We start from the raw sequence: 16,969 nt of genomic DNA on the forward strand, positions 1-16,969 counted from the left end.
CTTTCCTCCCGCTTGAAAGGTTCCGCCATGCCCGGCATCGACGAGACGCGCGACTTCATTCCGCTCAACATCGCCGTCCTGACCGTGTCGGACACGCGCACGCATGACGACGACAAGTCCGGCGACATCCTCGCCGAGAGGATCGAAAAGGCGGGCCACATCGTCGCCGGGCGGCGCATCGTGCAGGACGACAAGGGTCTCATCCGCGCGGCCCTCAAATCCTGGATCGCCGATCACCGCATCGACGTCGTGATCTCGACCGGCGGCACCGGCCTCACGGGGCGCGACGTCACGCCGGAAGCCTTCCAGTCCGTCTACGACAAGGAAATCGAGGGCTTCGCGGCGCTCTTCCACCGGATCTCCTACGAGAAGATCGGCACCTCCACCATCCAGTCGCGCGCGACGGCGGGCGTGGCGCAGGGCACCTATCTCTTCGCGCTGCCGGGTTCGCCCGGCGCCTGCAAGGACGGCTGGGACGAAATCCTCGTCCACCAGCTCGATTATCGCTACCGGCCCTGCAACTTCGTCGAGATCATGCCGCGCCTCGAGGAACACAAGCAGCGGAAGTGACCGCGTTTTTCCGTTGTGCCTTTTCCCCCGTCGCTGCACGATTCACCCCGGAGCGGGAATCACAGATGCGGGAGGCCGGAAAGTGCTCAAGGAATTCAGGGAATTCGCCCTCAAGGGCAATGTGCTCGACATGGCGGTCGGCATCATCATCGGCGCCGCCTTCACCACCATCGTGAAGTCGCTCGTCGACGACATCATCATGCCGCCCATCGGCGTGATGCTCGGCGGGGTCGATTTCAGCGACTATTTCATCGCGCTCACCGCGGGCGATGCCCCGGCGACGCTGGCAGAGGCACAGGCGGCCGGCATTCCCGCGCTCGCCTATGGCAAGTTCATCAACGCGATCCTGCAATTCACGATCGTCGCCTTCGCGCTCTTCCTCGTCATCCGCCAGATGAACCGGTTGAAGGCGCGCATCGCCAAGGGCGAAGCGGCGCCGCCCGCCGCCCCGCCGCGCCAGGAAGTGCTGCTGGAGGAAATCCGCGACGCGCTCCGGGCGAAGGGCTGAGGCGGGGACGCTACCCGCGCCGCCATTTCACGAGGTCCTTGCCCTCGTCGACATCGGCGAGCGTCGCGACCATTGCCACGCTCATGCTCTGCCTACGGATATTCTTCAGCGTATCGTTCATCGTCTGCGCACTCGACCAGCGCACGCCGTCGAATATCTCGCGCACGCGCGGGCGGCGGCGCAGTCCCACGAGCCAGTAGCCGCCATCGTCGGCCGGGCCGATGACCGCGTCATGGTTCCCGAGCGCGGCAAAGGCAGCGGCGATGTGGTGGCGTCCGATGCCGGGAATATCCGCGCCGATAATGACGACGGGTCCGGGCGGCAGGTCGCGGAAGAGCGCCCCCATGCGCGCGCCGAGGTCGCCCTCACCTTGCGGGATGCAGGGAATGCCGTCGGGCCAGATGCCCCGCTCATGCACCGCGCGGTCGGGCGAGACCGCGATCGCGGTCCGCCAGCGCGGATCGTGCCCGACACGGCGGACGAGGCTTTCGCTTGCCGAGCGGAAGAAGCGCAGCGCCTCCGGCCCGCCAACGTCCCGCGCGAGCCGCGTCTTCACACGGCCGATCAGCGGCTGCTTCGCCATGATCACGAGTTGCGGGTCGAGGGACACCTACTGATAGACCTTCGCGATCAGTCGCGGCGGCACGCGCAGATAATAAAGCGCGAGACAGAAGAGATTGCGGGAAGTGCGCGCGAGGAAACCGTCCCTGAGGTAACGCGCCGGGCTTGTCACGGCTGGCGTGCGGAACATCACGAGCCGCTTGCGCGGAATACGCCGCACGAGGTCCACATCCTCCATCAGCGGCAGATCGCGAAAGCCACCGAGCTTCTCGTAGAGCCGCCGGTTGATCAGCAGCCCCTGGTCGCCATAAGGCAGCTTCATCAGCGCGCAGCGCAGCGCCACCATGCGTTCGATCAGCCGCGCCCAGCCGGAGAAATCGTCGAGCGCGAAGCGGAACGATGCTGCCATCTCGCCGTCGCGGAAGCGCCCGCTCTCGATCTGTTCGAAAAATTTCCCGACCTCGGCAACCCAGCCGGGTTCGAGCACCGTGTCGGCGTGAAGAAAGAGAAGCCAGTTGCCCTTCGCCGCCTTCGCGCCGGCGGCGAGTTGCGGTCCCCGCCCCTTCGGCGCGCGCACGAGCTTCGCGCCCGCCGCCTCGACGATCTCCAGCGTCTCGTCGCTTGAGCCGCCATCCGCCACGATCACTTCCTGCACGAGCCCGCGCACGGCGGCGGGTACCAGCGGCGCCAGCGTCCGGGTCAGGGTCTCCTCGGCATTCAGGGTCGGAATGATGACGCTCAGCATGGCGCGCATCATAACGATCCGCGCGTTTTAGCCAAATTTCTTCAAGGGCAGAGATAATGTTCTTGTTCTGTTCTAGTGTTCGGTTATACTCATGACCATGACGACGAGTCGCGAAACAGCGCCCCCCGGCCACCCCGCGCAACAAGCCAATTCCCCGGTTGGCAACCGCGCGGCCAAGCGGCCCCACGGGCTCCCGGACCACCGCCCCGTCCCCCGCGGGGCCTCCCTCGTACCCCCGAGCGTCCGCGAGCCTTATCTGCCCGAGAGCGGCCGCCGTGGCCGGGGCGCGCTGACCAACAGGAGCGGCCGCTACGAGCCGCAGTCCCGTGAACTCGCCGACGATGGCTGGGACAATCTCGAAGACGTGCCTGCCCTGAAGACGCAGGTGACGGCGGAGAACGCCCGCCACATCATCACGCGCAATTCCTCGCCGGACATTCCCTTCGACCGCTCGATCAATGCCTATCGCGGCTGCGAGCATGGCTGCGTCTACTGCTTCGCGCGGCCGAGCCATGCCTATATGGGCCTTTCGCCGGGTCTCGATTTCGAGAGCAAGCTTTTCGCCAAGCCCAATGCCGCGCAGTTGCTGGAAAAGGAACTCTCGCGCGAGGGCTACGAGGTCGCGCCCATCGCAATGGGCACGAACACCGACCCCTATCAGCCGATCGAGCAGCGCTACCGCATCACGCGGAGCATTCTCGAAGTGCTCTCGGCCTATAATCATCCCGTCACGATCCTCACGAAGTCGGCGCGCATCGTGCGCGACATCGACATTCTCTCCTCGCTTGCGGAACGCAATCTCGTGCGCGTCGCGCTCTCGGTCACAACGCTCGATGCGAAGCTCGCCCGCGCGCTCGAGCCGCGCGCCTCCACGCCCACGCGCCGCATCGAGGCGATCGGGCTCCTGTCGGAGGCCGGCATTCCAACGGGCGCGATGATCGCGCCCATCATTCCGGCCCTGAACGACATGGAGATCGAGAAGCTCCTCACCGGCGTCTCTTATGCAGGCGCGCGCGAGGCGAACTTCGTCATCCTTCGCCTGCCGCTCGAAATCCGCGACATCTTCGTCGAATGGCTGCATGAAAACGTGCCGGACAAGGCCACCCATGTCATGTCGCTCATCCGCCAGATGCGCGGCGGCAAGGACTACGACGCGAAATGGGCCGAACGCCAGTCCGGCACCGGGCCTTACGCCTGGCAGATCGCGCGCCGCTTCGAAATAGCCTGCCGCAAACTCGGCATCGCCTACCGCTCGCGCGACACCACCGCCCTAGACCGCTCCCAATTCCTCGTCCCCGGCAGAGGCAAGCAACTCGCGCTGCTTTAGTTTTGGCACACGGAGGCACGGAGACTTCGAATTAAAATAATATGTCACCCCCGGGCTTGACCCGGGGGTCCAGGGGCTCCGGGTGGGGCGCATGAAAGACTACTATGTCTACATCCTCGCGAGTGGCCGAAATGGAACGCTCTACATCGGTGTAACCAACGACATTCAGCGCCGCATCTCCGAGCATCGCGAAGAAACCGGCAAAGGGTTCACCAGCCGATACGGCGTGAAGCATCTCGTCTGGTACGAAGTGCACAGCGAAGCGCGCGCGGCGATACAACGGGAGAAAAATCTCAAACACTGGCCGCGCGCGTGGAAGGTTGCCCTTGTCGAAGAGACGAACCACTCATGGCGCGACCTCTATTCAGAACTTTTTGAGTTATGCGAAGAGAGACGCCGCTTATTGGCGGCTTCTGGACCCCCGGGTCAAGCCCGGGGGTGACGTGAATATGGGGAAGCGGCTTCGCCAAGATTACATTCTTTCCATCATCGCGCTTGCCCAATGCAGCACAAGCCCTAGCCATCTTTCCGGACTCGCGGCACACTCGCGCCCATGCCGCCCCGCAAGACAAAAGCGCCTGCCGCGCTGCCGGATTATGCCTTCGAAACCGAGGAAGGCGCGCCTTCGCGGCTTGTCTGCGGCGTCGACGAGGCGGGGCGCGGGCCGCTGGCGGGGCCGGTCGTCGCCGCCGCTGTCATCATCGACATCTCGAACTGCCCTGACGGCCTCAACGACTCCAAGAAACTCGACGCCGCCCGCCGCGAGGCGCTTTTCGCCGAGCTCGCAGCCTGTGCCGAGATCGGCGTCGGCATCGCGAGCGTCGAGGAGATCGACGACATCAACATCCTCCAGGCGACCATGCTCGCCATGACGCGCGCCGTCGCCGCTCTTCCCCGCGCGCCGCACATCGCGCTCATCGACGGCAACCGCTGCCCAAAAGGTCTTGCCTGTGCATCGCGCGCCATCATCGGCGGCGACGGCCTCGTGCTTTCGATCGCGGCGGCCTCCATCGCCGCCAAGGTCACGCGCGACCGGATGATGGCCGATCTCGCCCTCGCACATCCCGGCTACGGCTTCGAACGGCACATGGGATATTCGACGCCGGAGCATTTCGATGCGCTTTCGCGTCTGGGGCCGGCGCCCATCCACCGCCGGAGCTTCGCCCCCGTACGCAAGATGTTGAGTCCGGAGCTTGCCGAGGGACTCGATCTTGTGCCCGACGAATCCGTTAACCTCTTGATTCAAAAGAATTATTGACCACCCAACCGCGCTGACTCATGATCCCCGCCTTGTCATCAGCGAGGGGTAAGTCGAGTGGGGCGCGTCAGCGAAAAGCCGGGCACGAAAAAAGAGAATCCGGCCGAGATCATCATTCAAGGCGATTGCATCGAGGCGATGAACGCATTGCCCGAAAAGTCGGTCGATCTCATCTTTGCGGATCCTCCCTACAACCTCCAGCTTGGCGGCGACCTGACAAGGCCCGACCAGTCCAAGGTCGATGCCGTCAACGACGACTGGGACAAGTTCGCGAGCTTCGCCGTCTACGACGAGTTCACGCGCAACTGGATGACAGCCGCGCGGCGCGTGTTGAAGGACACGGGCGCGATCTGGGTCATCGGCTCCTATCACAACATCTTCCGCGTCGGCGCGACGTTGCAGGATCTCGGCTACTGGATCATGAACGACGTGGTCTGGCGCAAGTCGAACCCGATGCCGAATTTCCGCGGCACGCGCTTCACCAATGCGCATGAGACGCTCATCTGGGCGACGCGCGATGCGGACCAGAAGAAATACACCTTCAACTACGACGCCATGAAGGCGCTCAACGAAGAATTGCAGATGCGCTCCGACTGGACGCTGCCGATCTGCACCGGCGGCGAACGGCTGAAGGACGGCGATGGCGGCAAGGCGCATCCGACGCAGAAGCCCGAAGCGCTTCTCCACCGCGTGCTGCTGGCGACTACCAATCCGGGCGACACCGTGCTCGATCCCTTCTTCGGCACGGGCACGACGGGTGCCGTCGCGAAGAAGCTCGGGCGCAAGTTCATCGGCATCGAGCGCGAGCAGCGCTACATAAAAGTCGCGCGTGAGCGCATCCGCCAGATCAAGGCGGGCGCGGCGGAAGACCTGAAGGTCACGACCTCCAAAAAGGCCGAAGTGCGCGTGCCCTTCGGCACCATCGTGGAGCGTGGCCTCCTCGAACCCGGCGCGGTCCTCACCGATCCCGCGCGCCGCCACGCCGCGCGCGTCCGCGCCGACGGCTCCATCGTCTGCCGCGACGCGACGGGCTCGATCCACAAGATCGGCGCGCATGTGCAAGGGCTCGATGCCTGCAACGGCTGGACCTTCTGGCACTTCAAGACCGACGGCAAACTCAAGCCCATCGACATCCTGCGCCAGAAGGTACGGGCGGAGATGGGGTGAGAGGCGGTTCGCGTGAGCGGACGAAAAGGTCCGGTGGACCTTTTCGAGCCTCGAACGCCCTGAGCCATGCGAAGGGCGGGGCAGGCTTCACTCTCCGCCGTCATTGCGGGCGCTCTTCTCTTTACTTGTCATTGCCGGGCTTGACCCGGCAATCCAGAAGCCGCCGCAGGCGGCGTCTCCTTCACCAAAACTTCTTCGCGCTACCCTGGATGCCCGGGTCAAGCCCGGGCATGACGATTTATTTTTATCCGTATACAAACTAAACTGTCACCCCGGCTTCCGCCGGGATGACACCGGTTTGAATAAGCCTCACCGCTTCGCGAACAGCGGTCCGGCATCCGGCATTGCATGAGCGGCCACCTTGCGCATCACGGCCGGCAGCGCCTCGCCCGCAATCTCGTCGAGCGGCACCCATAGGCCCTCCCCGGGGACAAGTTTTTTTCGCGTCGTCGCGGTGAAGACTTCGAGTTCCAGGTGAAAATGCGTGAAGGTGTGTTCCACCAGACCGGGGACAAGTCTCCATTCCGTCTCGAGCGGCGCGTGGGAAAGAAGATCGTCCGTACCCGTCTTATCCCCGCCCTTCTCCACGTGTGACGGTTCGATGGCATTTCGATGACAGTCACCCGCCTTTATCCCCGCGCCCGGGGACAAGTCGCGCTTGTCCCAGGGGGTGCCCGGCACTTCCATCATGCCGCCGAGAAGCCCCTTCTCCGGCCGCCGGCGGAGCCAGACTTCCTCTCCCCTCGTCAGCCAGAAGCAGGCGCCGCGTCTCACCGGCCTCGGCTTCTTCGGTGCGCGGGCGGGCAGCAGGCTTTGCGTGCCCGCTTCCCTCGCATCGCATAAGTCATTGATCGGACAGCGATTACAGGAAGGACTTCTCGGCGTGCAGACCGTCGCGCCGAGGTCCATCATCGCTTGAGCGAAGTCGCCCGCGCGCTTCGCGGGCGTCAGTGTCGCCGCCTTCTCGCGGATTTCGGGCTTCACGGCGGGCAGCGGCGTGCGCAAGTCGAAGAGCCGCGCCACCACGCGTTCCACGTTGCCGTCGACCACCGTCGCGCTCCGCCCGAAAGCGATCGCGGAGATCGCCGCCGCCGTGTAGGGACCTATCCCCGGCAGCTTCCCAAGTCCTTCCACCGTATCGGGAAATTTTCCTCCGTGTTCGGATGAAATCGCCCTCGCGCAGGCGTGCAGGTTGCGTGCCCGGCTGTAATAGCCAAGCCCCGCCCATTCCTTCATCACCTCTTCCTGGGCGGCGGCGGCGAGCACCTCGACCGTCGGCCAGCGCTTCAGAAACCGCATGAAATAAGGACCGACGGTCGCCACCGTCGTCTGCTGCAGCATGATTTCGGAAAGCCAGACGGCATAAGGGTCCGCCGTCTCGCCCTTCCGCGCGCGCCAGGGCAGCACGCGGGCATGCTTGTCATACCAGGCGAGCAGCGGGCGGGCGGCCGCTTTGGCGCTGATTTCCTTGGGTTTTTGGGCACGGACGGACATCGACTAGTCTTCGCCCGGAAGCACGTCTCACGTCAATTCGCATGGGAGCCGATTTCGAGTCAGAATGCGCGCCATGAACGGGATCACTGGCAACCGCGTGGCCTCGCGCCGCTTCAGCCTGCCGCCCATCGGCGCGCGGGTGCTTGCGGTCGCGCGGTCGGCCTTCGTGAAGCGCGGTTTCCAGGAAGCGCATGTGCTCGCGCACTGGCCGGAGATCGTGGGCCAAGGCCTCGCCGAATTTTCCGCGCCCGAAAAGCTAGTCTTTCCAAGGGGTTCCGGGGATGACGGGGGCAAAGGCCGCCGCAGCGGCGCGACGCTCACCATCCGTGTCGACGGGCCCGTCGCGGTCGAAATCCGGCATCTCGAACCCCAGATTATCGAGCGCATCAACTCCTACTACGGCTATGGCGCGGTCGCGCGGCTCAAGCTCATCCAGGGTCCGCTGCCGGCAAAGCCCCGGCCGCGCTTCCGGCGAATCCGGCCGCTGCGGCCCGAGGAAAGGGAAGTACTGGTCCAATATCTTGAAAAGATTGAAGAACCGGCGCTGAGGGAGGCGCTTGAAAGGCTCGGCGAACGGGTCATCGGGGCCGATCGCCGCCGCTAGGGCCGCGAGTCCCGATTCTCGGTTCAAGGCAACAGAAAGGTTTGGTTGAGGGCATCGGGCCCCACCGCCATAATACCCCAACATCTGGTAGGAATGTGCTCACGTGAATCAAAATAAAGCCATTGTCGCTGCTGCGGCCGCCGTCGTTATCCTCGTGCTCGGCTATCTGGGCTACCTGTTCCTGGGGCCCAATGGCGGTGGCGTGGAGCAGGTCGCGGGCACGCCGGATACGGCCTTCGAAAAGGAACTCCTCGTTCCCGGCCCGCTCGGCGACATGACCAAGGGCGATCCGATGGCGCCGGTGACGGTCATCGAATATGCGTCGCTCACCTGCAGTCACTGCGCGGATTTCGCGGCCAACACATTGCCGAAGCTCGAAGAAAGCTACATAGAGACGGGCAAGGTCTACTACATCCTCAGGGACTTCCCGTTCGACCCGATCGCGACGGCCGCCTACATGCTGTCGCATTGCGCGGGACCGGAGCGGTATTTCGGTTTCGTGGACGTGCTTTTCCGTCAGCAGGCCCAGTGGGCCTTCACGCAGACGCCGATGGAAGACCTCAAGGCCATCGCGCGGCAGGGCGGCTTCTCGGAAGAGCGCTTCGACCAGTGCATGAAGGACGAGCGCATCTTCAACCACGTCAGGGACGTGGCGACGCGCGGCGCGAAGTCCTTCGGGGTGCGCTCCACGCCGACCTTCTTCATCAATGGCGAGAAGGTCGAAGGCGCGCTGCCCTGGGCGGAATTCGAACCGCTGATCCAGAAGGCCCTTGAAGGCAAGGCGATCACGCCCGAAGCCGCATCCGGCGAAGCGACGCCCGCCGAACCGCAATAACCGCAAGCCTCTTTAACCAAGAGACCAAGCGCCACAGCAAGAGATCGAGACAGACAGTGCAGTTCAATCGCCTCCGGCTTTCCGGTTTCAAATCCTTCGTCGACCCGACCGATCTCATCATCGAGCCGGGGCTGACGGGCGTCGTCGGGCCCAACGGCTGCGGCAAGTCGAACCTGCTCGAAGCGATGCGCTGGGTGATGGGCGAGAACTCGTTCAAGAACATGCGCGGCTCGGGCATGGAAGACGTGATCTTCGCAGGCACCGCCGGCCGGCCTGCGCGCAATCACGCGGAAGTCGTTCTCTACATCGACAATGGCGACCGCTCGGCGCCTGCCGCCTATAACGACTGCGACACGATCGAAGTCTCGCGCAGGATCGAGCGCGAACAGGGCTCCACCTATCGCATCAACGGCCGCGAGGTGCGCGCGCGCGATGTGCAGCTTCTCTTCGCGGACGCCTCGACCGGCGCGCACTCGCCTGCCCTCGTGCGGCAAGGCCAGATTGCGCAGCTCATTTCCTCCAAGCCGATCAATCGCCGCCGCATTCTCGAAGAGGCGGCTGGTATCACCGGCCTCTACACACGCCGTCACGAGGCCGAACTCCGGCTCAAGGCAGCCGAAACGAACCTCACGCGTCTCGACGACGTCGTGGCCCAGGTCGAATCCCAGCTCGCCAGCCTCAAGCGCCAGGCGCGCCAGGCCGTGCGTTACCGCAATCTCTCGGGCCAGATCCGCGAGACGGAAGCGATCCTTCTTCACCTGCGCTGGACGCATGCGGTCGAGTCTCTCAGGCAGTCCGAAGAGCGGCTCGCCGCCACCGACATCCGCGTGACGGAACTCACACGCGAGGCCGCCGCCGCCACGACACTCGAAGCGGAAGCCGCGGACCGGCTGCCGCCGCTTCGCGAGAAGGAAGCGGAAGCCGCCGCACGGCTTCATCGCCTCACCGTCGAGCGCGAAAATCTCGATGCCGAGGAAGCGCGGGCGAAGGAGCAGGCCTCGCGTCTCACCGCCCGCCTCGAACAGATCGGGCAGGATCTCGGGCGCGAGCGTCATCTGATCGAGGATACGCGCGGCGCTATCGCGCGGCTCGATGAGGAATCTGAAGAGCTCAAGGGAGCCGAGGAAGGCCAGGCGGAAGCACAGTCCCGCGCGCAATCGCGTGTCGAGGAAACCCGCACGTCGCTCGATACGGCCGAGCAGGAACTCGACCATCTCAATCAGGAAATCGCGGCGCTCAGCGCGGAGCGGACGAGCCTCGTGCGCACCATCGAGGCAGGGCGCCAGCGGATCGAACGTCTGGAACGTCAGCTCGCCGAAATCGCGCGTGAGCGCGACACGCTGTCGGATGCGGAAGAAAAGAAAGCGCAGATCGCGCTTCAGTCCGCCGAGCTCGATGAAGCCGCGTCACGCGTCGGCGAGGCAGAACGTGCCGCGCTCGAAGCCGAAGAAGCCAGGCGCAACGCGCAGGAGCGCGAGAAGACAGCGCGCGAACCGATGCAGGCAGCCGAGCGCGCGGCGGGCGACCTTGCAGCCGAGGCGAAGACACTGGCCGACATGCTTTCCGTCGGCGAAAGCGATCTCTGGCCGCCGGTGATCGACGCCATCGCCGTCGAGCATGGCTATGAGACCGCGCTCGGTGCGGCGCTTGGCGACGACCTCGGTGTCCCGGAAGATGCGGCGGCGCCGATTCATTGGGACGCTCTGCCACCCTTCGACGTGCCGCCCATACTCCCCGAGGGATCAACGCCGCTTTCCTATTTCGTGAAGGCGCCGGCATCGCTCGCCCGCCGCCTTTCGCAGATCGGCATTGTGGTCTCCGGCGAAGACGGCAAGCGGCTTCAGGCCCTTCTCGCGCCCGGTCAGCGTCTCGTCACCAAAGAAGGCGCCCTCTGGCGCTGGGACGGCTACACGGCAGCGGCGGATGCACCGACCGCATCCGCCCGCCGCCTCGAACAGCGCAATCGCCTTGCCGATCTCGAGGGCGAACTCGCCATCGCGCGGGCCGGCGCCGCCGAAGCGCGCGCGACGTTCGATGCGGCGCATGTCGCCGCCGAACAGGCGATGCTGGAAGAACAGGCGCGCCGCGCCGCGCTTCGCGAGGCGCAGGGCGAGCACAACCGTATCCGCGATGCCCTGCAGACCGCGGAACGCGCTGCCTCCGCGCAGCTTTCGCGCCTTGCCGCCCTCGCCGAAGCCGAAGAGCGGCTTTCCGGCGACAAGAGCGAAGCCGTGCGCGCGCTTGAGGAAGCAGAGCTCGCGCTCCAGAACCTGAAGCCCGATGAGGAGCCGCGCGCCCGCGCCGCCGAACTCCGCGACCGTGTAGCCGCACTCCGCCTCGAACTCTCGGAAGCCCGCGCCGAATATGAAGGCTTGCGGCGCGAAGCCGAGCAGCGTTCGCGCCGCCTTTCCGCCATCGGGCAGGAGCGCGAAGCCTGGCAGCTTCGCGCGACCAATGCCGAGCGGCAGATCGGCACGCTTGAGGAACGCAAGGGCGAGGCGGAAGCCGAATTGCAGACGCTCGAAGGCGTGCCCGCGGCTATCGAGGAAAAGCGCCGGGCGCTCCTCACCTACATCTCCGAGGCAGAAACCGCGCGTTCGCAGGCCGCCGACGAATTGGCGCAGGCCGAAAAGATACTCAGCGAAGCCGTGAAGCATTCGAAGGAAGTCCAGCACCAGCTCGGCGAAACGCGCGAAGAGCGCGCCCGCATCGACGGTCTCGTGGATGGTGCGCGCGAGCGCCGCGCCGAATCGGAAGAACGCATCCGCGAGGTGCTCGAATGCGAGCCGGAAGCGGCGCTGAAGCAGGCGAACCTCGAAGAGGGTGCCGAACTTCCCGACGTCGAGCAGATCGATGCGAAGCTCGAGCGCTTCAAGCGCGAGCGCGAAAGCCTTGGCGGCGTGAACCTGCGCGCGGAGGAAGAATCGCGCGAACTCACCGAGCAGCTCGAGACGATGACGAGCGAGCGCGAAGACCTCGTGAGCGCCATCGCGAAGCTGCGCCAGGGTATCGGCAGCCTCAACCGCGAAGGACGCGAGCGCATGCTCGAAGCCTTCGAGAAGGTGAACGCGAACTTCTCGCGCCTCTTCACCCATCTCTTCGGCGGCGGCGAGGCACATCTGAAGCTCACCGAATCGGACGACCCGCTGGAAGCCGGGCTCGAAATCATGGCCCGGCCGCCCGGCAAGCGCCTGCAGGTCATGTCGCTGCTTTCGGGTGGCGAACAGGCGCTCACCGCCATGTCGCTGATCTTCGCCGTGTTCCTCACCAACCCCTCGCCCATCTGCGTGCTGGACGAAGTGGACGCGCCGCTCGACGACGCCAATGTGGAACGTTTCTGCGACCTGATGGAAGAGATGACGCGGACGACGGATACCCGCTTCCTCATCATCACCCATCACGCGCTCACCATGGCCCGCATGAACCGCCTCTTCGGCGTCACCATGCAGGAGCGCGGCGTGTCCACTCTTGTCTCGGTCGACCTCGACGTCGCCGAGGGGCTCCGCGAGGCCTCCTGACGGGGTCCGCCAGTGCCGTGACGCAACGGAAAGGCCCCCTCTCGAGGGGGCCTTTTTCGTGGCCGCTGGAGACTCGCTGCGCGCTCCTGGCGAGGCCGAATGCCGCAGGCGCGAAACCGGCCAAAAAACCTCTATACATCAATGACTTACGCCCTCCCCAGCGGTCCTTGACAGGTTATGACCCTGACAGTAGGGTGCGCGCGGCTTCGATCCGGGGCGGGGCTCTGAAAGAGCATTTCTGACGGCGGAGCTTCGCTTTGAAACGAGACGAGGAAGCCGGCACTCCCACGGATGGCGACAAGGCCGCCCAGAAGAGAGAACTCGATCTCCTGGACCGGCGTATCGCGGCCGCGCGCGGCGCTCATCGCGGCGCGGAAGTGAAGGGAACGAGGCCGGCGCCGACGGGCAAACCCTCCGATATGGGGGTCGCCATGAGGCTCTCCTCGGAGCTCGTGGCCGGTGTTCTTCTGGGAGCCGGCATCGGCTGGTTCTTCGACTGGCTGTTCGGCACGCTGCCGATCTTCCTGGTGGTCTTCACCGGGCTTGGAACGGTGGCGGGCGTAAAGAATGTGCTTCGCGCGACGCAGGCAATGAATGCGACCGCGGCGGAGCCGAAAAAGGATCAATCCGGGCATTCGCCCGGCGACGTAACGGCCGGACCTCCATCCGGCAAAAGCTAAGGCTGAGGCAAACCAGTGGCAACAGGCGCCGAACAATCCGGAGGCGGTTTTCCCGTCGATCCCCTGCACCAGTTCGTTGTGCAGCCCCTCATCCCCCTCAATATCGGCGGCCTCGACGCCTCCTTCACCAATGCCAGCCTCTGGATGGTGGTGACGGTTGCGGTCATCACCGTCTTCACGACGCTCGGTATGCGTTCGGGCGCCATGGTGCCGGGGCGGATGCAGTCCGTGGTCGAGAGCTTCTACACCTTCATCGCCAACATGGTCCGCGACAATGCCGGCCATGATGCCATGCGCTTTTTCCCGTTCATCTTCTCGCTGTTCGCCTTCATCTTCTTTGCGAACATGATCGGGATGTTCCCCTATGCCTTCACCGTGACGAGCCACATCGTCGTCACCTTCGTTCTCGCCGGTGTCGTTTTCTTCGGCGTCACGCTGACGGGCTTCATCCTCCACGGTGCGAAGTTCCTGAAGGTTTTCGTTCCGAGCGGCGTGCCTGTGGCTCTGCTTCCTCTCGTGGTCGCGATCGAGATCATTTCGTATTTCTCGCGCCCCATCAGCCACTCCGTTCGTCTTTTCGCCAACATGCTGGCCGGCCACATCATGCTGAAGGTCTTCGCGGGCTTCGTGCTCACCTTCATGACGATGGGCGCGATCGGCTGGGCGGGCATGATCCTGCCGCTCTTCATGATCGTCTGCCTCACGGCGCTCGAGTTTCTCGTCGCCGCGCTGCAGGCCTATGTCTTCACTATCCTGACCTGCATGTATCTTCACGACGCCCTGCATCCGGGCCACTGATCCGGGTGAGGACGCCAAGTCCCCAAAGCTATGGTTGCGGCTCCGTGGCCGTTCCCACTCTCCAAAACGACCCCAAAAGGAGCATCTAACTATGGAAGCAGAAGCAGCGAAGTTCATCGGCGCCGGTATTGCGTGCCTCGGCATGGGCGGCGCCGCCATCGGCGTGGGCCAGATTTTCGCGAACTACCTGGCGGGCGCGCTGCGCAACCCGTCGGCGGCTGACGGCCAGTTCGCCCGTCTGATTTTCGGCTTCGCCGTGACGGAAGCGCTGGGCATCTTCTCGCTGCTCGTCGCGCTCATCCTGCTCTTCGTCTGATCCCTTTGCGGATCGGCCAGCCGGCTGCCTCGACAAGAGGCGGCCGGCGGCAGGCCAACCCGTCTGACCGGAGACCTACATGATCGCCGAAGCCCTGGCTCAGGAACATGGTGACGAACTCATCGCCGAGACGCATGTCCCCGGTGAAGAGCATGCGGGAGGCTTTCCGCCTTTCGACTCCTCCACGTTCGAGTCCCAGATCGTCTGGCTGGTACTGAGCTTCCTCGCTCTGTACTTCCTGATGTCCCGCGTGGCCCTGCCGCGCATCGCCACGGTGCTTGAAGAGCGCCGCGACCGCATCGCGGACGATCTCGATCAGGCCGCCCAGTTCAAGCGGCAGACCGACGAGGCGATCGAGGCCTATGAAAAGGCGCTGACGGAAGCTCGCGCCAAGGCCCACGAAATCGCGCAGGAAACGCGCGACCGCCTGCACGAGGAAACCGAGCGGCAGCGTCTGGCCATCGAGGCCCGGCTCGCCGAGAAGATTTCGGAAGCCGAAAAGAAGATTGCAGCCACCAGGGATGCGGCGCTCGCCAATGTGCGCAGCGTGGCGGTGGACGTGGCAGACGCCATCGTCTCACAGCTCCTTGGCGAGACCGACCGCCCCGCGACGGAGCGTGCGGTCGACACCGAACTCAAGTAAGGCGAAGGACAAGCCCCCATGTTCGCGACAGCCGAATTCTGGATTCTGGCCTGCCTCATCGCGTTCTTCGCGATCCTTGGCTATTTCAAGGTTCACCGCACCATCGCCGGCTCGCTCGACAAGCGCGCCGCCGACATTGCGGCTGAACTCGACGAAGCCCGGCGGTTGCGCGAGGAAGCGCAGCAGCTCCTCGCCTCCTATCAGCGCAAGCAGCGCGAGGCGATGAAGGAAGCCGAAGACATCATCTCCCAGGCGAAGGCCGAGGCCGAGCAGCTTGCGAAGGAGACCCGCGCGAACATGGAAGCGCAGGTCGAACGCCGCACGAAGCTCGCCGAAGACAAGATCGCCCAGGCCGAGACCCAGGCCGTGAACGATGTCCGCTCCGCCGCCGCGGAAGTCGCCATCGGTGCCGCCCGCCGCGTCATCGCCGAGAAGGTCGATGCGGGCGCGGATGCGAAGCTGATCGAGAAGTCGATCGCCGACCTCGCCTCCAAGCTTCACTGACGATAAATCACTCAGGAAACCCCGCCCGGCTCCGGCCCGGCGGGGTTTTTGTTTGCCTTTTCGCGAGGCACTCCGGTTCAATGGGCGCGCAACCGGGGAGGCTTCCATGCTCGACAGATACGAAGCGGCCACCTTCACCCATGAAGGCGTGACGAAACCCGTCTATGTGCGAGGCTCGGGGCCCGCCGTCATCGTGATCCACGAAATTCCGGGCATCACACCGGAGGTCGTCCGCTTCGCGGACTGGGTGGTCGATGCCGGATTCCGGGTCTACATGCCGTTGCTGATTGGCAAGGCCGGACCGCCCCTCACCATCGGCTATGTCGCACGCTCCATCGGGAAGCTCTGTATCAGCCGCGAATTCCACATTCTCGCCTCGCACCGGTCGAGCCCGGTCACGACATGGCTCCGGGCGCTGGCCCGCCACGCGCATGAGGAAGCGGGCGGCAAGGGCGTCGGCGCGGTCGGCATGTGCTTCTCCGGCAATTTCGCCCTCTCCATGATGATGGAGCCCGCGCTGATGGCGCCCGTCCTTTCCCAGCCTTCCATGCCCTTTCCCTTGGGAGCCGAGCGGCGGGCCGCCCTTCACGTCTCGCCGGAGGAATTCCAGTGCGTGAAGGATCGCTGTGCGAAGGGCGACAAGGTGCTCGGACTCCGCTTCAAAGGCGACCGCATGTCGCCGCCGGAGAAATTCGAGACGCTTCGCCGGGAACTCGGCGACGCTTTCGAGGGGATCGAACTCGACGACAAATATGCGAACCCCGCATCGCCCGCCCCAAGCCCGCACAGCGTGCTGACGGTCGACCTCATCGACCGCGACGGCGAACCCACCAAGGAAGCGGCGAAGCGCGTGATCTCCTTCTTTCAGGAGCGGCTTCTTGCGGCCTAGGGCGCGACGACCGTCAGCTCCGGCCATTTCTCCCGCCAGCGCGCGGCCTTCTCGGCATAGCGCTCAGCGCTGAAATTCGCCGCGCGGTTCGGGCGGATCGTCATGGTTTCGATGTCGGCAAAGCCGTGCGGTGCATAGACGCGCCCGTCCGGTGCGATGCCAACCATGCAGGCCGGGGCGAGGAAGCGGTCGATGCCCTCGCGGGGGGGAGCGGAGCGGCGGATAGGCGGTGCCGAACTTCTCTTCGTACCAGAGATGAACGCGAGCCTGATTGCGCAACTCTACCTCCGCACCGATATCCTCAAAGAGCGCAGTGCAGCGGCGGTTCGCGCCATCCTCCGCCCCCCGGCTCGTGTCGGGATCGAAATAGAAGATGTCGTAGTCCTTGATGCCGTATCCCGGGGCGCGGCCCGTCAGCGCATTCCAGGCGGTCTGGAAGAGCGAGCCGGAGACGAGCCACGCATCGGCGGGGCCGAGCGACGGCACCCGCTTCAGGATTTCGCGGTTCACAGGATTTTCGAGCGCCAACTCGACGAACCGCGCCTCGTTCAT

The 16,969-nt window shown here is 64.8% G+C and carries 19 protein-coding genes and 1 pseudogene; 15 read left to right on the forward strand and 5 right to left on the reverse strand.

Going from position 1 to position 16,969, the window contains the following annotated elements; all coding sequences use genetic code 11:
* The first annotated feature begins 27 nt into the window (after positions 1-27).
* Both moaB and mscL read left to right on the forward strand, forming a co-directional pair.
* Positions 28-570, forward strand: coding sequence for a molybdenum cofactor biosynthesis protein B (gene moaB, locus ACKUUH_RS08200; RefSeq protein ID WP_407949407.1), 543 nt, complete (start codon positions 28-30; stop codon positions 568-570).
* 82 nt (positions 571-652) lie between these two features.
* Positions 653-1,078, forward strand: coding sequence for a large conductance mechanosensitive channel protein MscL (mscL, locus tag ACKUUH_RS08205; RefSeq protein WP_407949408.1), 426 nt, complete (start codon positions 653-655; stop codon positions 1,076-1,078).
* 10 nt (positions 1,079-1,088) lie between these two features.
* On the opposite strand, the gene ACKUUH_RS08210 is transcribed toward mscL, so the two are convergent.
* Positions 1,089-1,688 (reverse strand): TIGR04282 family arsenosugar biosynthesis glycosyltransferase, encoded by a 600-nt coding sequence (locus tag ACKUUH_RS08210; protein ID WP_407949409.1) that lies wholly within the window; start codon positions 1,686-1,688, stop codon positions 1,089-1,091.
* Positions 1,689-2,393, reverse strand: coding sequence for a TIGR04283 family arsenosugar biosynthesis glycosyltransferase (locus tag ACKUUH_RS08215; protein ID WP_407949410.1), 705 nt, complete (start codon positions 2,391-2,393; stop codon positions 1,689-1,691).
* 82 nt (positions 2,394-2,475) lie between these two features.
* Between ACKUUH_RS08215 and ACKUUH_RS08220 the strand changes: the two genes are divergently transcribed.
* From ACKUUH_RS08220 to ACKUUH_RS08235, 4 genes are all read left to right on the forward strand, one after another.
* Positions 2,476-3,711, forward strand: a complete 1,236-nt coding sequence (locus ACKUUH_RS08220) for a PA0069 family radical SAM protein (RefSeq protein WP_407949411.1) — start codon at positions 2,476-2,478, stop codon at positions 3,709-3,711.
* 91 nt (positions 3,712-3,802) lie between these two features.
* Entirely contained in the window at positions 3,803-4,153 is a 351-nt protein-coding gene (locus ACKUUH_RS08225) for a GIY-YIG nuclease family protein (protein WP_407949412.1), read from the forward strand.
* Between the two features lie 111 nt (positions 4,154-4,264).
* Positions 4,265-4,969, forward strand: coding sequence for a ribonuclease HII (locus ACKUUH_RS08230; protein WP_407949413.1), 705 nt, complete (start codon positions 4,265-4,267; stop codon positions 4,967-4,969).
* Positions 4,970-5,026: 57 nt separating this feature from the next.
* Positions 5,027-6,136 (forward strand): site-specific DNA-methyltransferase, encoded by a 1,110-nt coding sequence (locus ACKUUH_RS08235; RefSeq protein ID WP_407949414.1) that lies wholly within the window; start codon positions 5,027-5,029, stop codon positions 6,134-6,136.
* A gap of 309 nt (positions 6,137-6,445) precedes the next feature.
* On the opposite strand, the gene mutY is transcribed toward ACKUUH_RS08235, so the two are convergent.
* Entirely contained in the window at positions 6,446-7,630 is a 1,185-nt protein-coding gene (gene mutY, locus ACKUUH_RS08240; RefSeq protein WP_407949415.1) for an A/G-specific adenine glycosylase, read from the reverse strand.
* A gap of 73 nt (positions 7,631-7,703) precedes the next feature.
* Here mutY and ACKUUH_RS08245 point away from each other — a divergent pair, with 73 nt between their 5' ends.
* The 9 genes from ACKUUH_RS08245 (at position 7,704) to ACKUUH_RS08285 (ending at position 16,417) form a co-directional block, all read left to right on the forward strand.
* The gene (locus tag ACKUUH_RS08245; RefSeq protein WP_407949416.1) at positions 7,704-8,234 is read left to right on the forward strand and encodes a DUF721 domain-containing protein; all 531 of its coding nucleotides are present in this window, start codon (positions 7,704-7,706) and stop codon (positions 8,232-8,234) included.
* Between the two features lie 103 nt (positions 8,235-8,337).
* Complete coding sequence (locus ACKUUH_RS08250; protein ID WP_407949417.1) at positions 8,338-9,069, forward strand: DsbA family protein; 732 nt, start codon at positions 8,338-8,340, stop codon at positions 9,067-9,069.
* Between the two features lie 56 nt (positions 9,070-9,125).
* Complete coding sequence (locus tag ACKUUH_RS08255) at positions 9,126-12,587, forward strand: chromosome segregation SMC family protein (protein ID WP_407949418.1); 3,462 nt, start codon at positions 9,126-9,128, stop codon at positions 12,585-12,587.
* Positions 12,588-12,844: 257 nt separating this feature from the next.
* A complete protein-coding gene (locus ACKUUH_RS08260; RefSeq protein WP_407949419.1) occupies positions 12,845-13,267 on the forward strand; it encodes an AtpZ/AtpI family protein in 423 nt (140 codons plus the stop codon).
* Positions 13,268-13,282: 15 nt separating this feature from the next.
* The gene (locus ACKUUH_RS08265) at positions 13,283-14,065 is read left to right on the forward strand and encodes a F0F1 ATP synthase subunit A (RefSeq protein ID WP_407949420.1); all 783 of its coding nucleotides are present in this window, start codon (positions 13,283-13,285) and stop codon (positions 14,063-14,065) included.
* Positions 14,066-14,156: 91 nt separating this feature from the next.
* On the forward strand, positions 14,157-14,381 hold the full coding sequence (locus ACKUUH_RS08270; protein ID WP_293336657.1) for a F0F1 ATP synthase subunit C: 225 nt from the start codon (positions 14,157-14,159) through the stop codon (positions 14,379-14,381).
* 79 nt (positions 14,382-14,460) lie between these two features.
* The gene (locus ACKUUH_RS08275; RefSeq protein WP_407949421.1) at positions 14,461-15,024 is read left to right on the forward strand and encodes a F0F1 ATP synthase subunit B; all 564 of its coding nucleotides are present in this window, start codon (positions 14,461-14,463) and stop codon (positions 15,022-15,024) included.
* An 18-nt stretch (positions 15,025-15,042) separates the two neighbouring features.
* Positions 15,043-15,528 (forward strand): ATP F0F1 synthase subunit B, encoded by a 486-nt coding sequence (locus tag ACKUUH_RS08280; protein ID WP_407949422.1) that lies wholly within the window; start codon positions 15,043-15,045, stop codon positions 15,526-15,528.
* Between the two features lie 106 nt (positions 15,529-15,634).
* The gene (locus tag ACKUUH_RS08285; RefSeq protein WP_407949423.1) at positions 15,635-16,417 is read left to right on the forward strand and encodes a dienelactone hydrolase family protein; all 783 of its coding nucleotides are present in this window, start codon (positions 15,635-15,637) and stop codon (positions 16,415-16,417) included.
* Here ACKUUH_RS08285 and ACKUUH_RS08290 read toward each other — a convergent pair.
* Both ACKUUH_RS08290 and ACKUUH_RS08295 read right to left on the reverse strand, forming a co-directional pair.
* A complete protein-coding gene (locus ACKUUH_RS08290) occupies positions 16,414-16,584 on the reverse strand; it encodes a nucleotidyltransferase family protein (protein WP_407949424.1) in 171 nt (56 codons plus the stop codon). The two genes, ACKUUH_RS08285 and ACKUUH_RS08290, sit on opposite strands and share 4 nt — an antisense overlap.
* A gap of 112 nt (positions 16,585-16,696) precedes the next feature.
* Positions 16,697-16,969: pseudogene (locus ACKUUH_RS08295) on the reverse strand (nucleotidyltransferase family protein); the annotation flags it as partial.

Source organism: Parvibaculum sp., from assembly GCF_045863935.1.
GTDB lineage: Bacteria > Pseudomonadota > Alphaproteobacteria > Parvibaculales > Parvibaculaceae > Parvibaculum.